At 68.4% G+C, this 22,461-nt stretch carries 20 protein-coding genes; 14 read left to right on the forward strand and 6 right to left on the reverse strand.

Features of this window, described 5'->3' with window-relative positions; genetic code table 11:
- Positions 1–7: 7 nt before the first annotated feature.
- The 11 genes from GA0070621_RS05260 to GA0070621_RS05310 all read left to right on the forward strand — a co-directional run bounded on the left by GA0070621_RS05260 (position 8) and on the right by GA0070621_RS05310 (position 8,987).
- Complete coding sequence (locus tag GA0070621_RS05260) at positions 8–835, forward strand: hydroxypyruvate isomerase family protein (protein ID WP_091192017.1); 828 nt, start codon at positions 8–10, stop codon at positions 833–835.
- Positions 832–1,632 (forward strand): dTMP kinase, encoded by an 801-nt coding sequence (locus tag GA0070621_RS05265; RefSeq protein ID WP_167666616.1) that lies wholly within the window; start codon positions 832–834, stop codon positions 1,630–1,632. The genes GA0070621_RS05260 and GA0070621_RS05265 overlap by 4 nt, the downstream gene beginning before the upstream one ends.
- Before the next feature lie 23 nt (positions 1,633–1,655).
- On the forward strand, positions 1,656–2,330 hold the full coding sequence (locus GA0070621_RS05270; protein ID WP_167666617.1) for a ribulose-phosphate 3-epimerase: 675 nt from the start codon (positions 1,656–1,658) through the stop codon (positions 2,328–2,330).
- Positions 2,327–3,100, forward strand: coding sequence for an HAD family hydrolase (locus GA0070621_RS05275; protein WP_091192023.1), 774 nt, complete (start codon positions 2,327–2,329; stop codon positions 3,098–3,100). The genes GA0070621_RS05270 and GA0070621_RS05275 overlap by 4 nt, the downstream gene beginning before the upstream one ends.
- Positions 3,097–3,897 carry a hypothetical protein gene (locus GA0070621_RS05280; protein WP_091192025.1) on the forward strand — a complete coding sequence of 267 codons (801 nt, stop codon included), beginning with the start codon at positions 3,097–3,099 and terminating at the stop codon, positions 3,895–3,897. Before GA0070621_RS05275 ends, GA0070621_RS05280 begins: the two co-directional genes overlap by 4 nt.
- Positions 3,894–5,009, forward strand: coding sequence for a hypothetical protein (locus tag GA0070621_RS05285; protein WP_091192026.1), 1,116 nt, complete (start codon positions 3,894–3,896; stop codon positions 5,007–5,009). The genes GA0070621_RS05280 and GA0070621_RS05285 overlap by 4 nt, the downstream gene beginning before the upstream one ends.
- Positions 5,006–5,893 carry a nucleotidyltransferase family protein gene (locus GA0070621_RS05290; protein ID WP_091192028.1) on the forward strand — a complete coding sequence of 296 codons (888 nt, stop codon included), beginning with the start codon at positions 5,006–5,008 and terminating at the stop codon, positions 5,891–5,893. The genes GA0070621_RS05285 and GA0070621_RS05290 overlap by 4 nt, the downstream gene beginning before the upstream one ends.
- Positions 5,890–6,453: an AAA family ATPase gene (locus GA0070621_RS05295; protein ID WP_091192029.1), complete on the forward strand. Its 564-nt coding sequence runs from the start codon at positions 5,890–5,892 to the stop codon at positions 6,451–6,453. The genes GA0070621_RS05290 and GA0070621_RS05295 overlap by 4 nt, the downstream gene beginning before the upstream one ends.
- Positions 6,450–7,280, forward strand: a complete 831-nt coding sequence (locus GA0070621_RS05300; protein WP_091192030.1) for an inositol monophosphatase family protein — start codon at positions 6,450–6,452, stop codon at positions 7,278–7,280. The genes GA0070621_RS05295 and GA0070621_RS05300 overlap by 4 nt, the downstream gene beginning before the upstream one ends.
- Positions 7,274–7,942, forward strand: coding sequence for a dTMP kinase (locus tag GA0070621_RS05305; protein ID WP_091192032.1), 669 nt, complete (start codon positions 7,274–7,276; stop codon positions 7,940–7,942). The genes GA0070621_RS05300 and GA0070621_RS05305 overlap by 7 nt, the downstream gene beginning before the upstream one ends.
- Positions 7,943–8,039: 97 nt before the next feature.
- Positions 8,040–8,987 (forward strand): aminoglycoside phosphotransferase family protein, encoded by a 948-nt coding sequence (locus GA0070621_RS05310; RefSeq protein ID WP_091192034.1) that lies wholly within the window; start codon positions 8,040–8,042, stop codon positions 8,985–8,987.
- A 30-nt stretch (positions 8,988–9,017) separates the two neighbouring features.
- Here the strand turns inward: GA0070621_RS05310 and GA0070621_RS05315 are convergent, their stop codons facing one another.
- On the reverse strand, positions 9,018–10,088 hold the full coding sequence (locus GA0070621_RS05315) for a glycosyltransferase family 4 protein (protein ID WP_091192035.1): 1,071 nt from the start codon (positions 10,086–10,088) through the stop codon (positions 9,018–9,020).
- 145 nt (positions 10,089–10,233) lie between these two features.
- Between GA0070621_RS05315 and GA0070621_RS29395 the strand changes: the two genes are divergently transcribed.
- Positions 10,234–10,497, forward strand: coding sequence for a hypothetical protein (locus tag GA0070621_RS29395; protein WP_157739848.1), 264 nt, complete (start codon positions 10,234–10,236; stop codon positions 10,495–10,497).
- Here GA0070621_RS29395 and GA0070621_RS05320 read toward each other — a convergent pair.
- Positions 10,474–11,661 carry an ISAs1 family transposase gene (locus tag GA0070621_RS05320; RefSeq protein ID WP_269455429.1) on the reverse strand — a complete coding sequence of 396 codons (1,188 nt, stop codon included), beginning with the start codon at positions 11,659–11,661 and terminating at the stop codon, positions 10,474–10,476. The two genes, GA0070621_RS29395 and GA0070621_RS05320, sit on opposite strands and share 24 nt — an antisense overlap.
- A 91-nt stretch (positions 11,662–11,752) precedes the next feature.
- Here GA0070621_RS05320 and GA0070621_RS29400 point away from each other — a divergent pair, with 91 nt between their 5' ends.
- Positions 11,753–12,379 (forward strand): HAD family hydrolase, encoded by a 627-nt coding sequence (locus tag GA0070621_RS29400; RefSeq protein WP_157739849.1) that lies wholly within the window; start codon positions 11,753–11,755, stop codon positions 12,377–12,379.
- A gap of 309 nt (positions 12,380–12,688) precedes the next feature.
- Here the strand turns inward: GA0070621_RS29400 and GA0070621_RS05325 are convergent, their stop codons facing one another.
- Positions 12,689–13,309 carry a DUF6444 domain-containing protein gene (locus tag GA0070621_RS05325; protein ID WP_091192037.1) on the reverse strand — a complete coding sequence of 207 codons (621 nt, stop codon included), beginning with the start codon at positions 13,307–13,309 and terminating at the stop codon, positions 12,689–12,691.
- Between the two features lie 172 nt (positions 13,310–13,481).
- Here GA0070621_RS05325 and GA0070621_RS05330 point away from each other — a divergent pair, with 172 nt between their 5' ends.
- Positions 13,482–16,850, forward strand: a complete 3,369-nt coding sequence (locus tag GA0070621_RS05330) for a CHAT domain-containing protein (RefSeq protein ID WP_091192038.1) — start codon at positions 13,482–13,484, stop codon at positions 16,848–16,850.
- Between the two features lie 550 nt (positions 16,851–17,400).
- Here GA0070621_RS05330 and GA0070621_RS05335 read toward each other — a convergent pair.
- The 3 genes from GA0070621_RS05335 to GA0070621_RS05350 all read right to left on the reverse strand — a co-directional run bounded on the left by GA0070621_RS05335 (position 17,401) and on the right by GA0070621_RS05350 (position 22,455).
- The gene (locus tag GA0070621_RS05335) at positions 17,401–19,971 is read right to left on the reverse strand and encodes a DEAD/DEAH box helicase (RefSeq protein ID WP_167666619.1); all 2,571 of its coding nucleotides are present in this window, start codon (positions 19,969–19,971) and stop codon (positions 17,401–17,403) included.
- 65 nt (positions 19,972–20,036) lie between these two features.
- A complete protein-coding gene (locus GA0070621_RS30700) occupies positions 20,037–21,092 on the reverse strand; it encodes a hypothetical protein (RefSeq protein WP_167666620.1) in 1,056 nt (351 codons plus the stop codon).
- A gap of 643 nt (positions 21,093–21,735) precedes the next feature.
- The gene (locus GA0070621_RS05350) at positions 21,736–22,455 is read right to left on the reverse strand and encodes an SDR family NAD(P)-dependent oxidoreductase (protein WP_091192040.1); all 720 of its coding nucleotides are present in this window, start codon (positions 22,453–22,455) and stop codon (positions 21,736–21,738) included.
- Positions 22,456–22,461: the final 6 nt, after the last annotated feature.

Genomic DNA, 22,461 nt, shown 5'->3' on the forward strand with positions numbered 1-22,461 from the left:
AGTAGCAGTGAACGTCCTCGGCCTGCGGTTCGCCGCAAACATGTCCATCCTCTACGGGCACCTGCCCCTGCTGGACCGGCCGGCCGCGGCGGCGGCTGACGGCTTTGACGCCGTCGAATGCTGGTGGCCGTTTTCCAGTCCGGCGCCCGCCGACCGGGAAACCGACGCGTTCGCGGCCGCGCTCGACGACGCCGGAGTGCGTCTGGTCGCGATGAACTTCGTGGAAGGTGACATGCGAACCGGTGACCGCGGGCTGCTGTCGAGCCCGGGCCGCCACGGCGAGTTCCGGGCTGGTATCGACACCGCGGTCGGGTTCGCCGCGCGCGTCGGCTGCCGGATCCTCAACGCGCTGTACGGCAACCGGGAACCCGGCGCTGATCCTGCCCGTCAGGACCAGCTGGCCCTCGGAAGTCTCGCTAGGGCCGCCGCCGCCGCAGACACGATCGGTGCCAAGGTGGTGCTGGAGGCGATCAGCCCTCGGGAGGCCCCGGACTACCCGCTTGGCGACGCTGATGCGGCGGTGACGGCCGCCGACGCGGTCAACGCCGTGACCGGCCTCACCAACGTCGGTGTCCTGTGCGACCTCTACCACCACGGCCGCTCCGGCGAGGACGTGCCCGCGTTGCTGCGCCGGCATGCGGCCCGCATCGCGCACGTGCAGGTCGCCGACGACCCCGGCCGCGGCCGTCCCGGCTCCGGCGCGCTGGACTACCCGGCCTACTTCGACGCCCTGCAGGACATCGGGTACCACGGCTGGATCGGGCTGGAGTACGAGCCGACCCGTGATCCCGCCGTCGACTACGACTGGCTGCCGCACCTGCGGCCGGGCCGATGACGCGGGCGGGAGCAGACATGCCAGACATCACCACACCGGCAGCCGACGCGGAGGCCGGGCCGTCGTGGCGGTTCGCGCCGCCGCGGGGACGCCTGGTCACGTTCGAAGGGGTCTGGGGAGCGGGAAAGACCACCGCGGCTCAGCTCGTTGGCGCTGGGCTCCGGCGGGCCGGGTTCACCGTCCGGGTGGTCCATTACGGCGGTGAGCCCGGAAGCATTGGCCGGCTGTCGGCGTTCCTCGAACGCTCCCCGCTGCGCGTGCGGACTGGTCTCGGCGGTTACGCCCTGCCCCATCACAGCACCGTCGATGTGCTGCTGCGCCTGTGCCGTGAAGCCCATCACCACATCCACTGCTTCCGGCCCGCCCTGGCTGCCAACGACGTGGTGCTCGTCGACCACGGCGTCTACTCCAAGCTCGCCTGGGCTCTGGCGGTGCTGACCGAGACCGCCCCGGAAGTCGATCCCGCCCGCACGCTGGAACGGCTACGGGCCGTCGTCGCACCCTGGTTTTGCGAGCCCGACGTGCCGGTTTACCTCGACACGCCGTGGCCGTTGGCCCGAGAACGCGCGATCGCTCGCGGTCGCGGCGGCGGCGATCCTGCCGCGATCGAACGGCTGCTGTTCCTGCCCCGCTACACCGCCGCCTACCGGCAGGTCCTAGCCGGCCACGAGGACCGGGTGGCTCGGGTACGGGTCGGGCTGCGCGCCGCCGGCGCGGTCGCCGACGAGATCACCAGCCGGCTGCTCAGCACGCTGCGCGCCGCACCGCTGGCCGCGACCGCACCAGGGAGGGAATGAGTATGTCGTCGTTTCTCGACGCGTTGCCGGACGACCGGATCCTGCTGGATGTGTCCCTGTGGTCGGCCGACCTGTCCTCGCTTGGGGCGGAGGCGGCCCGGATTAGCCCGTACGCCGACCTGCTGCACATCGACGCCTCCGACACGCATTTCATTGCGGAGGCGCTGTTCTTCCCCGACCTCGTGCGCGCGGTCCGGCCGCACACCGATCGGCCGCTGCACGTACACCTGATGGCGCACCGACCGGCCCGGCTCGCGTGCGCGTTCGCTGACGCCGGTGCCGACCTGATCACCGTGCACGCGGAAGCCACCGGCGCGGCCGACGCCGTCCGGGCGATCCACGATGTCGGGCTGCTGGCGGGGATCGCGCTGATGCTGGACACTGACCCCGCCGACGCTCGCGGATTGCTCGCCGAGGCTGACGCGATCGTGCTGATCGGCACCCCGCTGGGCACCAAGGGCACCACCATGCATCCCGCCGCCCTGACGAGGATCACCGCGATGCGGCGGCTGTTGGACGTCGAACAGCGGCAAATCCCGATCATTGCCGACGGCGGCATCCGCCAGGACACCGTCGCGTCGCTCGCCGCTGCCGGGGCCAACGGTGTGGTCCCCGGATCGTTGCTTTGGGCCAGCCGCGACCTGCCCGGCACCGCCGCATGGATCCGCAGCCACCAGCCCGGACCGGAGGACCGATGACCAACCCACCTGACCTGTCGGGCTGGACGATCAGCCTCGACCTGTGGGGCACCCTGATCGTGCACGGCGACCGGGCGGCAGTGACGGACTGGCGGGTAGCCGAATTCACCCGCGTCCTGGACGCGTTCGGGCACGCCAGACCCGGCGCCCAGATCCGGCATGCGGTGACTGCCGCCGATCGCACCGCCCTTCACCGGCAGCGCCACGACGGCGTACAGCCCACCGTCGGCGAGCTGCTGGCCGGCGTCCTCGACCCACTCGCCGTCCAGGCGACGGCCGAGTTGCTGTCAGTGCTCGAGGTCGTGCACACCCACGCGAGTCTGCGCGGATGCCCGCGCCCGATCGACGGCGCGCAGGGCGCGCTGCGTGCGCTGGTCAGAACCGGTGCGCGGCTCGTGCTGACCTCGAACACCCTGTCGACCTCTCCCCAGGTCCACCAGCAGCTACTCGATGACCTCGAACTGTCGCCGTTCTTCGCCGACATGCTGTTCTCCGGAGAGCTCGGCGTCGCGAAACCACGGCCTGAGGTCTTCGCCACGGTGGCCGAACGCGCCCACAGCACGCCGGAAAAAGTGGTCCATGTCGGCGACGACTGGCTCACCGACGTCCGGGGCGCGCTGGACGCCGGCTGCCGAGCCGTGCACTACCAGCCAACCGGACGTCCCGCCCGACCTGGCGTCCTCGCCATCACCGCTCTCGATCAGCTCGTCGACGCGCTGTCCGCCGCCTGTCTGCCGACCGGCGCCCTGTCCTCCTCGGGGCCGCGATGACCACGACCGCATCGGCTGCCGCGCTGACCGTGCTGCCTGAGCATGGCGCCGGTGCCGGCTTCCGCCTGTCCGACCTACTGGCCCGCTACCGCGACGGCGAGAACAAGGTATTCGTCAGCGACGCCGTCCTGCACCACGGCACCCGGGACGATCCGCTGCTCTACACCGCCCACCGCGACGTCCTGCCGCGCCGGCATGCGCTCGACACCGACTGGTTCGCCGACCTGGTCGAATACCAGCCCGGCGTGCTGCCCGGCGGGGAGCTGCACCGCTCGACCGGGCACTGGAACACCCCAGCGCAGCTGGAGGTCTTTCAGACCTTGACCGGCCGCACTCTGATGATCACCGCTTGGCGAACCGCCGCGGGCCAGCCGGTTCTGCGGTATCAGGAGTGCCACGCCGGAGCGCTGGCCGTGATCCCGTTCGGCGGCTGGCACCTCACTCTCGTACTCGAGGGTCCGGCCGAAGTTTTCAACATCTACGCCGAACTGCCCGTCGCCGGAAACCCTACGGAGCGGGTCGACTGTGACGCGGACAAGTACCGGCGAGCCCTGGCCGTCGAGATCACCGCCGTGCGGGCCAGCGACGGATTCCAGCTCACCGGTGCCGGGCTTGCCGCTTGGGGCACCGCACGGCAGGCCGTCGAGCCCACCTGGTTGCGCCAGGCACTCGGTGCCGCGAGCCTGCCGGAGTTCTACAGCACTGCGCACGGATCCGCGCTCGCAGCCCTGGCCCGGTACGCGCACCGCCACCTGCCCGCGCACACGCCGGACCGTCACGAAGCGGAGAGCCGATGACATACCCAGCAGCGGCCGTCACCAGCGGCTGCGCCGCGACCTTCCGATGCGGCAACGCCACCGTCACCCTCCACACCGACAGCCCACAAGCGCTGGGCGAGGCACGGCGAACCCTCTACTCCTACGACGAACAACCCCCAGGGCCCGCGACCTGGCACATCTACCTCACCCTCGACCCGGACGTCGCGAGCAGCGCCGAGGCTGCGACAGGCGGGCGGCGCTTCGACATCGGACCGCAGACCTACGCCTACGAACACGAACGCACGGCCATTTCGCAGAGCACGTTCTGGGTGCCCGACCGGCGCACGCTGCTACACGCCGACCAGAAGGCGAGAACGATCGTGGTCCGGTGCGCTACGGCGGATGGGATCGGCCTGTGGGCGCCGCGGCTGGTGCGGCAGGCGATGACTGCGCAGCTGCTGGCCGAGGGGATGGTCTACGCCCACGCCGCCGCGTTCACCTGCCGCGAGCAGGGCATCCTGATCGCCGGCCACCGCGGACGTGGGAAGACGACCACCCTGCTGGCCGGGCTGCACCACCTCGGCGGCGACTACGTGACCAACGACCGGCTGATGCTGCACGCCAGCGACAACGGCCTACACGGTTACCCCTGGCCGATGCCGCTGCGCGCCGGGATCGGCACCCTCGCGGCCCTGCCGCATTTGCGCCACCGTGTTCCCGCTGGCCAGCGGGCGCTGACGACAGAACAGAGATGGGCCTTCCCACACAAGGTCGTCATCGAGCCGGCTGGCTTTCAGGATCTGCTGCACCGGGGCGGGAAGGTCGCCGCCCAGATGATCCCATCGATGATGATCTGGCCGCACCTCGACCCCGCCCGCACCGGCGTCGTCGTCGAGCGCGTCGACCCCGACGAGGTGCACCAGAGGCTGGTCGACACGCGAATGTTCATGCGCGACCCCACGCGTGGCACCAGCGCGCACATCAACCAGTGGCTCGTGCCCGGCCCGGCCGGCGAGGTCACCGACGCCCACCTGCATCGCACCGCCGCTGCGCTGGTCTCGCGGCCCTGCTACCGCGTCCACGCCGGCGCCGACCCGGCCGCACTGGCCGACGCCGTCGGTGCGCTACTCGACGCTGGGGAGCCCCGATGACCGCGACGCCTGCCACATTCTTTCCCGACACCAGCGGCTGCCCGCGGGCGTACCGGCTGCTGCGCGCAGCCTGCGAACCGCCCGGTCCCACACTCGACCCCGGCCTGGTCGGCGAGGACATTCGGCCGCTCGGCGAAGTGCTGGAGTACGCCATCGTCGCCAAGATGCTCTGCCTGTTCGCCGACTGGCTCGACCGCTGCGACCACACGGCGGACCTGGCCCGGCCGATGCAGCAGTTTCTGCGTGGCCAGCGGCGGCTCAACACCCACCGCTGGCGTATGCACCACCGGGAAGCCGTCCGCGTCATCGGCGTTCTCGCCGCCCGGGGCGTTCCGGCCGCCGCGATCAACGGGATCGCGCACGCGAGCGTGCTCTACCACGGCGACGGATCCCGCCAGTCCAGCGACGTCGACATCCTCATCCCCGCCGAGGCCGCCGACGACGCCGTGAACGTCCTGACCAGCTGCGGCTACTACGCCACCGGGCGCCGGCCCACTGCCCTGCACCGGGACTTCGACGATCCTGTGGTTCCCGGCGTCACCCTCGACCTGAGCACGCGGCTGGCGCACACCAGCGACCCGGCCGACATCGCCTGCGTGCTCGCCCGCCGCACGCCCGCGCCGCAACATGTCGCGGATCTGGAGCCGTTGCCGATCCTGAGCCGCGATGACGGGTTCCTGCACACTCTGGCCCGCGTCGCCGCGCAGCGCCGCTGGCCTGCGCTGGCCGACGCGCTGCGCTACAGCGCCCACAGCAGCACCGCGACAGATGCGGCCACCGTGGTGCCCATGCCGGCGCAGACCGGATGGCAGCTGCTGCGCTCCTGCTGGCCCCATCTGCCCGAACGGCCGCCGCTGTCCGAGACTGCGGGAGACCGGCGGTGATCGTGCAGTTGGCCGGGCTGCCCGGCACGGGCAAGAGCTCACTGGCCGCCGCGCTGCGCGCGCACCTCGGCCACGGTTGCCTGGTGCTCGACAAGGATCACGTCCGGGCCGCGCTCTACGAGGCCAGCGGCCAGGTCACCTACCGCCGGGACCAGGACGACTTCGTGGTCTCTCTGCTACACCAGGCCGCGCGTGAGCATCTGACCCGGCAGCCGGACGCCACGGTCATCCTTGAGCGCACCTGCACCCGCCGCTACCAGATCGACGACGTGGTCCGACTCGCGGCCGGACTGCACCAGCCGCTGGCAATCATCAGGTGCTGGTGCCCCGATCCTGTCGCGCGAGCCCGCCTCGACGCCGACCGGCAGCACGGCCAGCACCCGGCTGCCGACCGCGGCTTCGCCCTCTACCAGCAGCTGCGGGCCACCGCGGAACCCATCAGCGTCCCGGCGCTGCATCTGCGCACCGATACGACGGCGGCGCGGATCCTCACCGCCGCCGTCGATTACCTCCACGACATATCCACAGCCCCCGCGCCGGTGGAAGGAGCCGCCCGATGACGGTCGACCTTGCCGTCATGCTGAACATCGCACGCGAAGCCGTTCACCTCGGCACCCGCCGGCTGAAGACCCAGGCCGTCCAGCAGGTCATCGCCAAAGGCGACCGGGACATGGCCACAGACATCGACCACACCATCGAACGCGAGATCCTCGCATTCCTGGCCGAGCGCACCCCCGGCATCGACCGGTTCGGTGAGGAATCGGGCGGGAACCTGGCCACCCCGCACCGATGGGTCCTGGACCCGGTCGACGGCACTCTCAACCTCGTCCATGGCCTGCCCCTCTATGGCGTCTCCCTGGCGCTGACTGACGGCATCCGGCCGCTGCTCGGCGTGATCAGCCTGCCCGCTCTCGACCACACCTACTGGGCAGCGCCCGGCATCGGCGCCTGGCGTGACGGGAACCCGATCGCACCGTCCACCGTCAACCGCCTGTCGGAGGCAATGATTACGATCGGTGACTACGGCACCGGCGACGACGCGCCGGAACGCAACGCTGTCGCGATCGCCCTGCACACCGCGCTCGCGCCGGTCGCGGGGAAGGTGCGCATGCTCGGCTCGGCGGCCGTCGACCTCGCGCTCGTCGCGGATGGCACCCTCGACGCCAGCATCACCCTGGGCAACCGGGACTGGGACATGGCCGCCGGCGTCGCGATCGCCCGGGCGGCGGGCGCGGCCGTTACCGACACCGCCGGCAGCCCGCACGACAGCCGGTCGCTGACCACGATCGCCACCGCACCCGGACTCACCGGGGCCATCCTGCACATCCTGGCCACCGCCACCACCGGAACTCGCTACGCATCCGACAGGAGGGCCGCCTCATGCTGATCGCCTTCGAGGGACTGCCCGGCGCTGGGAAGACCACCCAATCCCGAGCCCTCGCCGCGCACCTGTGCCAGCACGGCGCCGCCGTCACATACCTGCCCGACAACCTCACGCGCGGCGCCGAACCGCTCGGCCGGACCCTGCTGACCCTGTTCGACTCCGGCGACCCATTCTCCCGGCACGACAGCGTGCTCACCGATACCTACCTCGCCGCAGCGATCCGCGCCGACACCTACGCCACCCACATCGCCGGCGCGCTCGTCGCCGGGAACACCGTCATCGAAGACCGCGGCCTGCACACCCTCTACTCCTACAGCCTCGCCGGGCTGCTGCAGAAACACCGGACCCCACCCGATGAGGCGATCGCCTGGCTGCAGCAGGTCGGCGTGTTCGCCGGCCCGGCCGCCGACCGATCGTTGTGGCTGCGCCTTCCCCCCGACGACGCCATCACCCGCGCCGAGCAGCGGCAAGGCCACCCGTACACCGGCGAGCAGCGCGCGTTCCTGCGCTACGTCCACGACGCCTACACCGTCCTCGCCGAGACCGACCCCGATCTGCGTGTCATCGACGCCGGCGAACTCGGCACCGACGACGCGCATCAGGCGGTGCTCGCCGCTGTCGCCGACCTGACCGCACCCGCCGTCGACCTGTCCAGCGTCGCGTGAAATCCCCGGCCGCGTCAGGCGAGCCAGGGCGATGCCGGGCCACTACGGTCGGTCCCCAATAGTCCGTTTCGTCCCATCAGCCCGGAGTCGAAGATCCATGTCAGTTCCGCTCATCGAAGCCCCCACCGACCTTCTCGCCGAACTTCGTCGCGTGCGCGCCGGCGCCGCCGACGACCGCGACGCCGCGCTGTTGGCGCTGGGTCTACGTCCCCTCACCGGAGGCATGCAAAACGACCTCTACCTGTGGGCGTCTCCGCACGGCGACGACGTGGTGATCAAGCTGTACGTCAAGTCCGACCGGCAGCGCATGGAGCGGGAGTGGGCCGCCCTGACCTTGCTCAAACCGCACGGCCTCCGCACGGTCCCCGCCCCGCTGTGGCTCGACGAGGCACCGGTCGAGCCCGCGATCGGCATGACCCGGCTTCACGGCCAGCCGCTGATCGAGGCCGCGGACCAGCTGGCCGCGCTGCGCGCCCTTGCCCACACCACCACACAGCTGCAAGCCGTGCCCCTGACCGGTCTGCTGGCCGGACTTCCCCGGATCGACACCGGTGAGCACTACATGGTCCGCCTGACGCAAGCGTGGCCGGAGCTGCTGTCCGGTCAGCCCGACGACCCGCTCACCCCCGTCATGCAGCAGCTGCTGGCGGTCTGGCAGCGCAGCGGGGACGCGGACCTGGTCGCAGCGTCTGACACGCCGGTACTGTCCCGCGGTGACGCGAACCTGCTCAACTGGATGACGACCGACGACGGTGCCGCCTGCGTCGATTTCGAGTACGCCGGCTTCAGCAACGTGGTGTTCGACGCCGCCGACCTCATCGAGCACATCTCCGGCCGCGTGGTCCCGGACAGCATCTGGACACAGCTGCTGCCTGACCTTGGCGTCACCGACACCAACCGACACCAGTTCGCCGCGAACCAGCGCACCTGCGCCCTGCGGTGGCTGGCGGTCTTGTGGAAGCAGCGCGACCGCCGCTGCGAGGAGTTCGCCGTCCAGTACGAGCGGGTCGACATGCTCTTCAGCAGCGCCAACCCCTACGCCTGACCCCCAACCTCAAGACCCGGCCGGCCGCGTTCACGCGGACCCCATGGTCCGCGTGAACGCCTCCTCCCAGATAGGCAGCACATGCGAATAGTCGTGAGTCGCAGCCAGGTCACGAGCCGCCTGCGCCATCCGCTCCAGGCGCGAAGGATCCTCGCGCAGCAGCGCGATTCGGTCGGCGAAGCGCCGGGCTACCGCAGGGTCCGCCGGGTCCCCGCCGATCAGGAAGCCCGTCACGTCGTCCACGACCCGGTCCGGCAGCGCGCCAGCCGCCGAACACAGGATCACGTCACCCGCGGCTGCGGCCTCCAGCGCCGCGATGCAGCAGGTCTCCGGGTACGTGGTGGGATACAGGTAGAACTGCGCGGTCAGCTGCAACTCGATCAGGTCAGGCTTCGCGACCCGCCCCAGGAACCGCACGCCGTCCGCCGACATCGCGACCGCGCGCCGGTACAGGTCTCCCGCGCGTCGCTCATCCTCGTCCACGGTGATCCCTCGCAACAGGTGGCTCGACGCGACGAACAGCTCCGCGCCCGGATACGCCGAACGGATGATCGGCCACATGTCCAGAAGCGGCTCCAGCCCGCGTTTCGGGTTCGCGGCGTGCAAAAACCTTCCGGGTACCTTCGGCAACCGCCGGGCATAGTGTGAGGTGTCTAGCCCATCAGCGGTGACGACCCAATTCGCCGTTTCAGGATAGCCAAAGTTGTCCAGGTAAAGGCGGCGTTGAAAATCAGAAAACGCGATCAGGATGTTGATTTCGTCGTTCAGGACCTGATCCAGAAGGCTGTCGTTTGGCGTCTTCAACCCTAGTTTCGCCACCCTGACGGGCGCATTGAATTTTCCGGGCTCAACTCTTTTTGTGCGTACCCAAAAGACGATCACGTCCCGGTACTCTTCTTCACGTAAGGAAGGCAGGGGATGCCAGTGCACGCCCTGGTCCTCGACGCGGGGGCAGTCGGCGAAAACCCGCACCTCGTGCCCCCTCGCGGCGAGTCCGCGGGCGGCAAGCACGAGCGCGGTCTCATTGCCGCCCAGGCCCTTACTCTCCAGGTCGGAGGGCTGTACGGACAGATACCCCGGGTGCGCTATATCAATTTTCACGACACTCCCAATTGACATGCAAACCGCGCGTCAGGCACCTCTAGGCCGCCAGGTTCGCCGACCGAGGCGAGATTGATAGAAGGCTACACACGAATCCGCTGAGGCACAACAGGACCGACAACGCGGAATTCTCCCGGAGGCGACCATGAACGTTCTCGTCCTCGACCTCGACGACACGCTCGTTGACGACACTCGCGCCACCCGCGAATCGGTGGCCCAGGTCCTAATGTCGCTGAATCTGGCCGCCGATTCCAGGGCGGTGGATCAAGCTCTGTCGCATATCCGCAAGATGTGGTCACGCCATCCCCATCGCCATACCGGGCCACTTGCCTCCGTCAGCGGGTGGGAAGCGCCAGGGCTTCTGCAAGGTAGGGATTTGAGCGGTTCAGGTGATTCCGAGGAGTTGTAGTGGCCGGTCCGGGTTTCGGCTGTTGTGGCGTAGGGCTTTGGCGACGTTGGTGACGCCGGCCATCCGGAGCAGGCTGATCACGGTGTTGCGGAGGGCGGCCATAGCTTGTGGGGCGTTGCCGGTGCGGACCTGGCTGGCGTCCTCGCCGAAGGTGACGTCACGCAGGTAGTGCAGGGCCTCGATCAGCCAGTGTCCTCGTAGCCAGTCGGCCAGGTCGGCAGGCCGGGCCTCGGCTGCGCCGAGGCTGGTGATGGCGTAGACGGTGACGGTGGACCACCGTCCTGTGGCCTGGTTGTACCGGCGCCGGCGAATTCGTAGGGCCTGGCTGGCGTGCGGGAAGTCGATCGCGAGGGGACCGAGGCAGGTGACTGCTTGCAGCGCTCGGATGTCGCGGCGGCCGTGACCGTGGCTGCTGGTTTCGTCCAGGACCGGGATTTTGGCCCAGGGCAAGGCCTTGAGCTGCCGGTACAGTCGCGGCTGGTTCTTCTTCGCGGTGAACAGGTACGCGGCGTGTTTGGTCTCGGTCAGCCAGCGGGCGTGCTCACGTTGGGTGTGCAGGGCATCCGCGGTGATGACGGCACCGGTCAGGTCGAGGTCGTCCAGCAGCGGCTGGAACCGGGTGATTTCGTTGGTCTTGCCGTCGACGCCGGTCTGGGCGAGCACCGCGCCGGTGTGCTGGTCCAACGCGGCGAGCAGGTGGACCTGACCGCCGGGGCGGCCGCTGCCGCGTAACGTCTTGCCGTCCACAGCGATGGCCCGACGGCCCACTGCCGGCGTGACGGCTGTCCGGTTGATCAGCCACCGGCCGATCGCCGTGTCCAGAGCATCGGCGTCGACACGCGCCAGGACCCGCCCGATCGTGGACGCGTTCGGCACCAGATAGGCGTTGGTGAACCGATCCCGAGCGACCTGCAACCGGTCCAGTGTCGATACCGGCAGGTCGGCCGCCCACTCACCGATGGCCGACACCGAACGTTGCCCGGCAGCCACCGCGCTCACCGCGACCGTGAGCAGGCTGGGCAACGAATGGACCCGGCCACGTGGGTCACGCGGGTCGGGTACCCGGGCCAGAGCCTGCAACAGGCCGGCGGCATGACGATGCGGATCATCCGACACGCGGTGCAGGCGTGCGGACAGCCCGCCGATCAACGATGATGGCTCCACGAGCGCGGTCCTCGAGTTCGATCATTTGGCCTAGACACCTGAATGATCAGCCGAAGACCGCGCTCTACCTCATGTAACAGCCGCAACCGGCGTGACTACCCCGAAGCCGGCAGACCGGTCATATCTCGATCTTGCAGTAGCCCTGTGGGAAGCGCTATGGCTGCCGACCACAGGCTCCGGACTCTCCGCGGCAGTCGCGGATTCACTGCACACGCACGAGATCCGGGTCTGGGAGACGATCATCGAATCGCTGGGCGGCCACCCGGGGCAGGCGGTTGCGGTGGCCCGTACCTTCCGAGCCTGCCGTCGTCGTGCCCTCCGGCTGTTGCCTGGCGTCGAGACCGGCCTGACGCTACTCGGGCGGAGGCATGTGCTGTGGGTGGCGACCAACGGCCTGCCTGCTCACCAGCGTATGAAGATCGCAGCCACCGGGCTGGAGCCGCTCCTGGACCGGGTCCTAATCTCCGGTGAGATTGGAGTAACGAAGGCCGATCCCGGGTTTGCCGCAGCAGTCGGGCGGTCACTTCGGAAGGACGGGCAGCAAGTCTGCCTGGTCGTCGGCGACAGCGCCACCCAAGATCTGCAGCTAGCGAGCAACGGCGCCTGGCAGGCAGCCCACATATGCCTGGAAGGGGCGTGTGCCGGCGACGCACCTCGTGGCGTCGTCGTGACTCATGCGCGGTTGCTTGCCAATGTGAGCCTCCGCTGCGGCTGCTGACAACAGAGTCGACGACGGCAACTACGCGCAGTGCCGGCGTGCCGGTTCCGCTACAGAGTCAGGTACGCGCGCTGATGTACAAAGATCCGCATGCCCCGAGGAACAGGGTGCCGCTGGCCATCGGCCCACCAGTCTCCGTGCCAACGCCTACGCTCAGTTACCAGCACGCAGTCGGCCGATGCCCGCATTGCGGCAGATGCGGATGCCTGATCATGCCGAACATGGTCTTGCGCCTTCACGCCGTGCATGGTGACCACGACCACCGACGGCCGGGTGAGCACCACATTGACCCCTGTCCGCCGGGACAGGTCAGGACCAGGAAGGGGCTGCCGAGTTTCCCGTCGTTGTGTCGGTGGTCGGCGGTAGGTTCCCGGTCATGTTGGAGAGTCTGTCGGATGTGGCGTGGGCTGAGTTGGAGCACGCGTATGGGTCTGCGGCTGACGTTCCCGACCGTCGGACGATTCGGCTCTGACGAAGCTGTCCGATTCGTACCCGCCCGCACCCGCACCGCCGCGACACGATCCGATGCTCGACCACCCGCACGCCGATATCCGGCAGGTCGAACACCTGCCGCACGGCCACACCCGTCACCGGAGCCCCAGCCAGCCCCGCACCACACCCACCACAACCAGCCGGTTCATGCTCGACCCGCTCATGCGGATCAGCGACCTGCCGCAACGTGCGCCCCTCATGACCAGGCTGCCCACCCGGCCGCTCCCGCAACGACTTCGGCGTCGGCTTGACCAACCCATCCGACGACGGCGGCCGCGACGAGTTCGACGAATCCTGCCCCAACCGGGCCCGCAGATCCGCGTTCTCCGCCCGCAACACCGCGTTCTCCCGCCGCAACCCGGCGTTGTCCCGCTCCAGCTCACCGATCCGCGCCTCCAACCGGGCAAGCCGCTCAAGCAGCTCCACGATGGATGGCATTCCGGACACCCCACCATGATCCAGAACAGACAGCACGCGGGTCAAGCCAACCCACGGACGACCACCTGATCAGTCACCTCACCGCATGGTGATAGGGGTCGAAGACGTAAAATGGTCCACAGCGCTAGAGTGATGGCCGGTCTGCGATGATCTAAATGTGCGAGGCGGCGGCATGGTGCGGCAGGCTCGCGACCTGACCTTGTGGCAGGTCGCACCATCGAGCTGCCCGTGCGAGCTCAATCAGAACGTCGACTGGCCGCTCGTCCTGGATGCGGACGCCCAGCGCGGAATCCTGACCGATCTCCTGTACCGCGAACTGCGGCGAGCGTGCGTGAACTGCGGCCGTGCGCTCGACATCATCGCGCCCGTGTTCGTGGTGGGCGAACGGCGGGAGGGACTGTGCTGGCGTCGTGACCCCACCGGACCCGGGATCCACGCGGACCGAGAACTCGCTGCGGCGCATTTAATCAGGCTGCGGCGGAGCCGGCATGCCGCCGAGGTCATGGAGGCGGCGCCGCTCAACACCGTCCAGCTGCGGGCCGTGCTGCTGATCGACCCGGAGGTCAACCTGCCCCTCGCCCGGCCCGGCATGTTCCGCACCGCCGATGCACCGGCAATCGACCGTATGCTCGACGCGGCGGAGGCACGCCATCGGGCACTCGGTGGCGCCGATTGCGCGAACGAGCTCATCCATGCGCAGACGTACACGACCGCGGCGGCGATCCGCCGCACCCATGCGGTGCTGGGCTCGCGGGCGGCGCAGCGGGAACTGTCCGGCGCCGTCCGGCGACTGCGCGGGCAGGGCAAGCCGAATCGAGCCGCAGACCTCGAGCGGATACTCAGCCCAGGCAAAGATCCGCGACTCAGGGAATCCACGCCATCGGTTGTGGTCCTCAAGCATGTAGGCGCCGGAGGCCGGGACATCGCGGCCGGCTCGGTGATGGCGTTCGACGCGTATCTGGACACGCGGTGGACCACCGGGTCGGGCCGGCCGACGCCCGAACTTAGGGACCGGACCTGGTTCGGTCTAACGCAGGCAGTCGCGCTGTGCCGCACGCACACGCTCGAATGTCCCTGCCCCGCAATTATTCTGGAACTGCTCGGCCGGGCGCGATCTGGCATCTACGACATCGACGTTGTTGATATGCTCGGCGAGCTGAGCGTCTGGCTGGTCGATGCGGCCGAAGGAGGTCCGAACGGTCTTCTCGATGTCGCCGAAGCCGTCTACCTGGCGTTGGCGAATACGCTTCGCGGCCGCGACGGTCACAGATATGCACGTACGCGCCTGAACACCGCAGTGCTCTACAACAGATGGAGCTCCGGCGACGTCGAGGCGAGGCTGCGGGACGGTGAGCGTGCCGCGCTGGAGGCGCAGTCTTTCTTCGACCGTGAGCACCACCCCGAGGACTGGGCAAGGGCCGCGCAAAGCCTGGGCGTCAACTTCAGCCGACGCGTCACCGGCGATGATGTCGCGAACGTCAGGCAGGCGATCTCGTGGTTTGAACGGGCGCTTGAGGTATTCACCCGTGACATTGACCCACCGGCCCACGTGAGAGTACAGCAGAACCTCGCGCTGCTACTCGCGACGAGCGGCTCGCGGGCCGACCTGGAGCGGGCGATTGCGATGCTGGAGGACTCCCGTGCCTTCGATGCCACGTCGGGTCATCGCAGCTTGTGGCGTACCGACACTTCCGTGCTTGCGCTGGCGCTTGTCGGTGCGGGACCTGACCACTGGCCCCGGGCCGAGGCGCTCTTCCTCGAACTGCTAGATGACATCGACCGGTGGCGGCAACCCGACATGTGGGCAACCGTGGCACGACAGGCTGCATACCTCCAGGCGGTGCAAATCAAGGAGGCAGGCGGCACGCGCCGTGACCTGGCCGCATACGCGGGACCGCTCGGCTTACTGTCCGAAAGCCTCGCGACCGCCACGGCCACCGGCTCCAACCGCAGTATCCGGGCCGCCGGCGAACTGCTCGGACCATTGTTGCTGGAGGTCAACGACACGGCCGGTGCCGCCGACGTTCTGGTCGCGGCCGTCGAGGCCGCAGAGGGGATTCGACTGGCCCAGAGCGACCGGGACACTCGGCTGGCCGAGCGGCGTGGCGATGAGGGCCTTTACCTGACGTGTGCCCTGGCACAGCTGTCGTTGGCGCGGCCGCTTGCCGCAGCGGTCGTCCTTGAGTGGCTCCGCGCCCGTGAGCTGGTCGACGCAGCCAGCGGGCCGATGCCCCGGCAGCCCGGGGAACAAGACGTGATCGGCGCGCTGGTTCCCGGCCGCGCAGCCCTCTACGTCTGGGGTCAGCACACCGGAACGACCGCGTTGCTGCTGTTGCCGGACGAGGGGCGTGGGTACCGGTCCATCGCGGTGCACAGCCAACTGCTGACCGTTCCCGCGGTTGGCGACCTCTGGGGACGCGCTGTCGTTCGGAACGGCGGCACATCGGCCCAGGGACAGGATCAGGGCGGTTTGCGGGCCCTGGGCGTTTCGATCGGAGAGGTCGGCAGGGCGCCCGCGCTGGAGCTGCTGCGCGCACCGCTCGACGAGCTCGGGGCCGTTCTCGGTCCGGCGCTCACAGAGGCTGGCACGAAATCGGTAGCGGTCATTGCATGCGGTCCACTCGGCAACGTGCCCTGGGGGCTCATGCGGATCGGCGATGAACGACGCCTCGGCGATGTGTGCGAGACGGTACTAGTGCCATCGCTGACCTGGCTCGGCTTACCTCGCAACATCGACGAGGCAGACGCGCCCACGGTCGTGATCGCAAACACCGACGCGCGGCCGGGCCGGTCGCTGCCGTACGCCGACGCGGAAGCTGAGGATCTCGCTGCGCTCCCTGCTACCGAACGGCTTCGCAACGCCGAAACGACCCGTTCGGCGTTGCTCAAGCGGCTTGAATCGGCCCGCTGCCTGCACGTAGCCTGCCACGGCGAAATGCTGCGGCGCACCGTCGCCACCAGCCGCACCGCGCTGCCAGTCACTATGCCGGACCGTCTGGCTGATGCCATCGCGTCCGACGAGCGCCGCGTTAACAAGACCGAGCCGCCTACGGTGTCGATCCGTCTCGCTGGCGGTGAACTGCTCGGCCCAGCCGACCTGCTCGCACGACGCATCCGGACCCGTATCGTCGTCCTCGCCGGCTGCGACACCGCCGTCGTCGCACGGCAAGAGGTTAGCGACGAGCTGTGGGGCCTGCCCGGCGCGTTTCTGGCGGCGGGGGCTGGCGCGGTCGTCGCGGCCCTGTGGCCGGTCGATGACCGCAGCGCCGCACTCTTCATGATCCGGTTTCATCGGCTGCTCGCCCTTGGCGAGCCGGTCGGCAGCGCGCTGCGGCAAACCCAGGACTGGCTCCGCCGCGCCGACGTGCGTGAACTCTCGTCGGTCCTAGCCGACCTATCGCACCTCGGCAAGCTCGACTGGCCGTGGCGCTCGCACCCCCCGGCGATGCGGCCGTACGAGCGCGAGGAGCATTGGGCGGGTTATGTCGTCGTCGGCGACCCGGGGAAGCGTCTCGTGACATCCGCCATTACCGAGGAATAATCTGTACGCATCACGCTGCCGCTTCGCCGATGCATTCCGATGGCGGATCGCTGCCGTAGTGGCGATGCCCCAAGCCCGGCTTCCAGTCCGGATCCCACCCGTGGCTACCACTGCGGCCTGTCCGGCCGCCTGAATCGAGTCCAAAATCGTACACTGCGGGCCACATACCCACGTTTCCTGTGATCTCGTCTGCGGTAACCGCCCGAGCGCGAGCCGAGCAACCTGGCGCATCGCGCTCAGCCGGGGCACGCGTATCAGACTCTGCCAAGATCGAAAGTGCGGAGGCATCTACAAGATCGGGCGCACGCTCATCGGCATGTCCGAACATTTCCGCACCTCGATGCGCCACGGTGGCGGCTACCGAGGGTGACGGATGTGCCAGCGCCGGCGCGCATTGCCTGCGGCAGATGTGCGCACGTGATCTTGTCGAATCTCAAGGACATCCGGAACGACCGGCCTCGGCGCCCAGCTCGCTCGCGAACTCGGGATCAACGAACGGACCGAACATCGCTTGATTCGAGAAGCTGGCAGGTGAGCGCTGGCGTCTCGGTCATTGAGGTGCGACCGGGTTGGCCGTGAGCCGGTCGCGCACTTGTTCGGGCAGCAGGCCCTCTTGACTGAAGTGCCCGGCGACCAGTGCCCGGAGTTGGTTGTCATCGAGGCCAGGACGCTGGGCCATCAGGTCGCCCCATGCGCGTGCCGCCGCTTCCGCGAGCCCGAGTACGACGTCCGGGTCGACAACATGGATGTGAGGTTCAGCGCCTGCAGCACCGGTGGGGTCAACGGCCGGTTTGGGGGAGACGATCACGGTGGCGCTGTCCGGCGGGATGTCGGCGACCGCACGATCGGACTTAAGCAGACGAAGTTGATCGCCGGCCTGACGAATGTCTTTCTGCGGGACGAGGCCGGACGGCTCGTGGTCACTCTTCGCGTCGATGGCCAGCCAGAGGTGATGATCCCAGCACCACGTGGAATCGCAGCGACCGGAGCCCGGCGGCTTCTGCGCATCGGCCCCCAGGAGGTAGCCGAGCTTGGTCAGGGCGGGCTCGTACACGGTCGGCTTGCGTTCCTTGAGGGCAGCGAGCATCTCCTCGGCCACCGTCGCGGCCTTGGGAATGGAGGTGCTTTTCAGCCGGGCTGCGACCGACGCAACTGCGGTTGCGGAAGCTGATGAGAGGGCGGACGCCTGAACGGTCGGCATCGGCGCGAGTTCGCGGATCCACATCGAGGGTTTGGCTGCGGCTTCGGCCTGGGCGACAAGAGCGACCGCGTTCTGTCGAAGTGCCTGGTTGGCCGTGGTGACTCCGGCCTGGTCTGCCCAGGTAGCCGCCAGATAGAGCCAGAACGAGCGGTAACCGCGTAAGGCGTTGCCGCCCTTGCCCAGTTCCAATGCGGCCTCGTTGGCGCGGGCGCTGGCCTCCTGCCATTCGCCCATGCCGGCTAGAGACCACGCTTCGACCTCGTGTTTGACTGCGGCGGCCAGCGCGTCGCTGCCTGGCGGAGGCGTCATCGTGGCCTCATTGCGTAGCTCAGTGATGATCGGCTCGGCATCGGTGCGCCACGGGTCGTCCTGGCGCAGGAACGTCGTGACGTTGTCGAGGATATCGGCGGCTGAAGTCCGTCGGCTGTTCTGGATACCGAAGTCGATCTCCGCCTGGAGCTCGGGATCGAGAGTCTGTCGGATCTCGGGTCTGACCATGTACGTCGTCAGGTCGGCGCCCAACACGATCACGACGGCCCAGTCATTCGGGCCGCGCGTGCAGCGGCCAACTCCTTGCACGACGCGCGTACGGACGCGTTCAGCCAGGGCGGCGCCTGCGCGGACGCTCTGCGACAGGAAGCGTTCTTGGAGATTGTCCGCGTCCGGCTTGCCGTTCAGGACGACGACGCGACAGTCGTCGCCGGGAAGATCGAGCCCGTCGTACCGAGCGGCGAGGCCGCAGACGGCGTTTGGTAACGCGCCGAACTGCTCCATCCCGCCTTCGACGTCGTTGATGCCGAGCACGGGCCAGCCGGGTTGGGCAAGGTCACTCGCGGTGCTGATGGCGGTATTGGTATCCGGAGCGAGGACCAGCGCCTTGCCCGCTGCTGCCACGACGGATCGGGCAAGTTGCTGAGCATCAGTGACCTCAGCCAGTTCGGGGAAGACGAAGAACCTACGGCCAGACCTCGGTGTGGGTGCCGTGTCGGGCAGCGCTACCCGCGTGATCGCCGGGCGTCCAAAGGCCCGTTCGAGTTCCCCACCGCTGCCCAAAGTCGCGGACAGGTAAATACGCTGCGCGGCCTGCGCGAAGACCAGGTTCTTGCTCGTGGGCGGGATGACCGGCCGGATCAAGATGGCACCGTAGGAGACGTATGCCAGGCAGCTCGGTATGACGTCCCTGATCATGGAGTATCGGTACGTCCAGGGCGTCGGGAGCTGGGCGAGAACCGCGTCGGTCTTGCTGACCATCTCGGGCTGACGCAGGGGAACGACCAGCCGAGCGCTGCGGTACATGCCGGGGTCCGGCGTGTAGTCGCGAAGCCGTTGCAAGGGGATGCCGCCGATCGACGGCGCGAGGACGTCGAGGAGATCGGTATAGGCCTTCTCGTTCGTCGACCGTCGAATGTGGATGGCGTACTGCTCGCTGACGTACTGCTCCCCGGCGTGCGCGTCGTCGAACAGGAGCAGCTCTGGTACCGCTAGGTGCGGATTGCTGTTGAAGATCGTGTTGTAGGTGGTCACCGCGACCACGTCGGCAGCCTCGTACGCCGCGCGGTCTGCCGTGGACCAGCTTGCGTGGCTGCCCACGAGGGCTACGGCAGGAACGCCCTCCCGAGCGGCCACCTTCGCGACTTGCGAAGCGAGCTGTTGGGTAGGGCAGGCGTAGGCAACTCGACCTGTTCGGGTGACCCTGACCCAGTTGGCGATGATGAGTCCGGGCAGCGTCTTGCCGGTACCGGTCGGTAGTTCCAGCGCGAGGTCGGGATCCGTGGTGTGGTCGGTGGCATACCGCCGTAGAAGGTCCCCTTGGTGAGTCCAGAGCCCCGGCACCGCATCGGGCCTGCGCGGGAGGTCGCGGTACATGGCTTCGGGGTTGGCCGCCGCAACCGCCTTCTTCGCCCCGCCCTTGAACGCCACGCTTGCCTCTTCTTCTCTCGGTTGCCGTCTGGGGATTCTATCGATCGGTCGGGTGGGCGACCGGACTATGCCTCGCCTGGCTCGTGGGTCTGAATCTTGCGGGGTAGCTGGTCCGTGTGCTCGGCGTCCCACTCGGCGAGGACTTTCGTGACGAGATGGTCGATGACAGGCCGGATCGCATCGTCCGGGACGTCATCGATGTCGAGCCGGGCGATCAAGGCCTCGTACATCGCCCGCAAACGCTTCTCCCGGTCATCCGGCGCATCGTCGGGTCCGACGCGAGACAGGTATGCGCGCATCTCCTCGGCCTGCTTCGAGGTGGTCACGAGGTCGGCAAGGCGCAGTCTTCGTGCCATCCCCTTGCCGATGGTGACCAGCAACGGCGGAAGTACCCGCTGGGCGTGGCCCTCGCTGTACCGGACGAACAGCTCCGCCGGCTCCGCGATCTGGTTCGCGAGAGCCCCAGCCAGCAGGCCGACGCAGGCGTCGGTCAGCCGAACCGGCGCCCGGCGAGCCCACGAGTTCGCGGGCTTGGTCGAGTAGCGGTACTCGGCCGTGACATGCCGCAACAGTGCCGAACCGCTCGCGTGGGTGAAGTACTGCGACGCCGGCCGATACGCCGTGTCGTACAGGTGGATCGCGAGCGTGGCGCCGGTCCGGGAGTCGATCTGCTCGGTCATCGACCGTACGTCGGGAAGTTTGCGCGGTTCGCCGAGAGCACGTACCGCCTCTCGGATCACCGAGTCGGGGATGATCCCGGTGCTCGACATGAAGGTCAGCAACGTCGGCGCGACCTTGATCTCGGATTCGCGGAGCTTGCGGACGGCGTTGGGGTCGTGCAGGCACCGCAGCCCGACGATGCAGGTCTCCATCGCGGTGCGCGCCAGCAGCGGCGCCGACTCCCGCTGATGTGTCTGCACCGCCCGGCGCGTCGCGCGCTGCAACGCCAGCAGCCTCAGCAGCGCCAACCGGGCGTAGCCTTCGCCGGTGACTGCCGCTTCGTCACGCGGCCACGGCTCGCGGGTGGCGAGGGCGCGGGCGCGGCGTCGGACCTGCACGCGCCGGGGCAGGTCGGGGTAGGGCAGCACACCACGAAGGACGATTCGGGCGAGCGTGAACAAGGCGGCTCTCACGGTCCGGAATCGTCGCAGGTCTTCTCGCCCTGGGCTTCGGGTTTTCTCGGTGCCGGAGGAGGCGTTCGACACTGACGATGCGGCAATTGGGGTCGGCCAAGTCCTGGCCCTCACGAGCCCGGCGATTGAGCTCAGTACCGGCGATTGCCACCACGACCCGGTGGCCTTCGACGAACTGTTCACGCCGGGGCCCGCTGCGCCGGGGCCTTCGAGGTGATCCACATCTATGGGAGGCCATGCGGCTGCGGTTTGCTGGTCACGACTACCCTGCTGACCAGTAGGCCCTGGTCGATGCTGTTAGCTCGGCCTTCGAAAACTGACCGGTGCTGTCTTGAGTGAGAGCATCGGACACCTACGGATGCCGGCATATGGTACGGGGAGCGGGATGTCGGACGGCGTGGTTGACGGCAACTGGTGGCATGACGTGGGACAGGCTTTGCTGCTCGACCGCTGGAACGTCGCCTACACGCGCCAACATCGCTCGCGATGACCACGACGTCTCAACTTGCCGCCAACGCGCACTTCGCGGCAGATCCGCGCACCTGACCTTGGTTCAGACGGTGACAGTCTCAAGGGCGGATCTCTGCCGAGGGCCCTCGACCGGGCTCGGGCTGCTTCGCGCGGTGAGCGGTCAGGGTGCGGACGCCCGCCGAACCTGCTCGAAGTGGAACTCGCGAATGAAACAGTCTCGTGGTTGGCCGACCGCGAAAAGCACGCAGTCGATGACCGATCGCGCGGTGAGGTCGCTGCTTACCTGTCGGGGCCCGTCCTGTACGAAGTCCGGCGGAAACAATGAAATTACCCGGATCCCTTCTGGCCGGAGCCGGTGCGACAGGATCTCAGCGAGTCCGGCGTGGGCATGCTTAGCGGCGTAGAACGCGGGATGTGCACCCGAGCGGCGGTGCCCCACCTCGCCGCATGCGGAGATCATGTTGACGATGTCGGGCCGCGACGATGCCCGTAGCAGCGGCAGTAGATTTTTGGTCAGCAGCATGGTGCCGGTCCCGCCCGCAGCCATCACGCTTTCGATCTTGTCGTCCGAGACGTCTCCCAGGTCGTCACCTTCGATGTATGGGGCACCGTTGTTGATCAGCACATCGAGGTGCTTCGTCCGTTCGGCCACGGCAGCGGCGAACGCGCGCACCGACTCCGGTAGGGCCAGGTTGCAGTGAAATGCCTCAGCCCGACCTGGCCCCCGCTGGCTGATCGCATCCGCAACATGCTCGGCCGCAGCCAGGTCGCGGGCCGAGAGGAAGATCTGTGCACCGCGCTCGGCGAAGGCTTCGGCCAGTAGTCGTCCGGTGTCACGTGCGGCACCGGTGATGGCGACGCACAGGCCGTCAAGATTCATGGCCGA

Source organism: Micromonospora narathiwatensis, from assembly GCF_900089605.1.
Lineage (GTDB): Bacteria > Actinomycetota > Actinomycetes > Mycobacteriales > Micromonosporaceae > Micromonospora > Micromonospora narathiwatensis.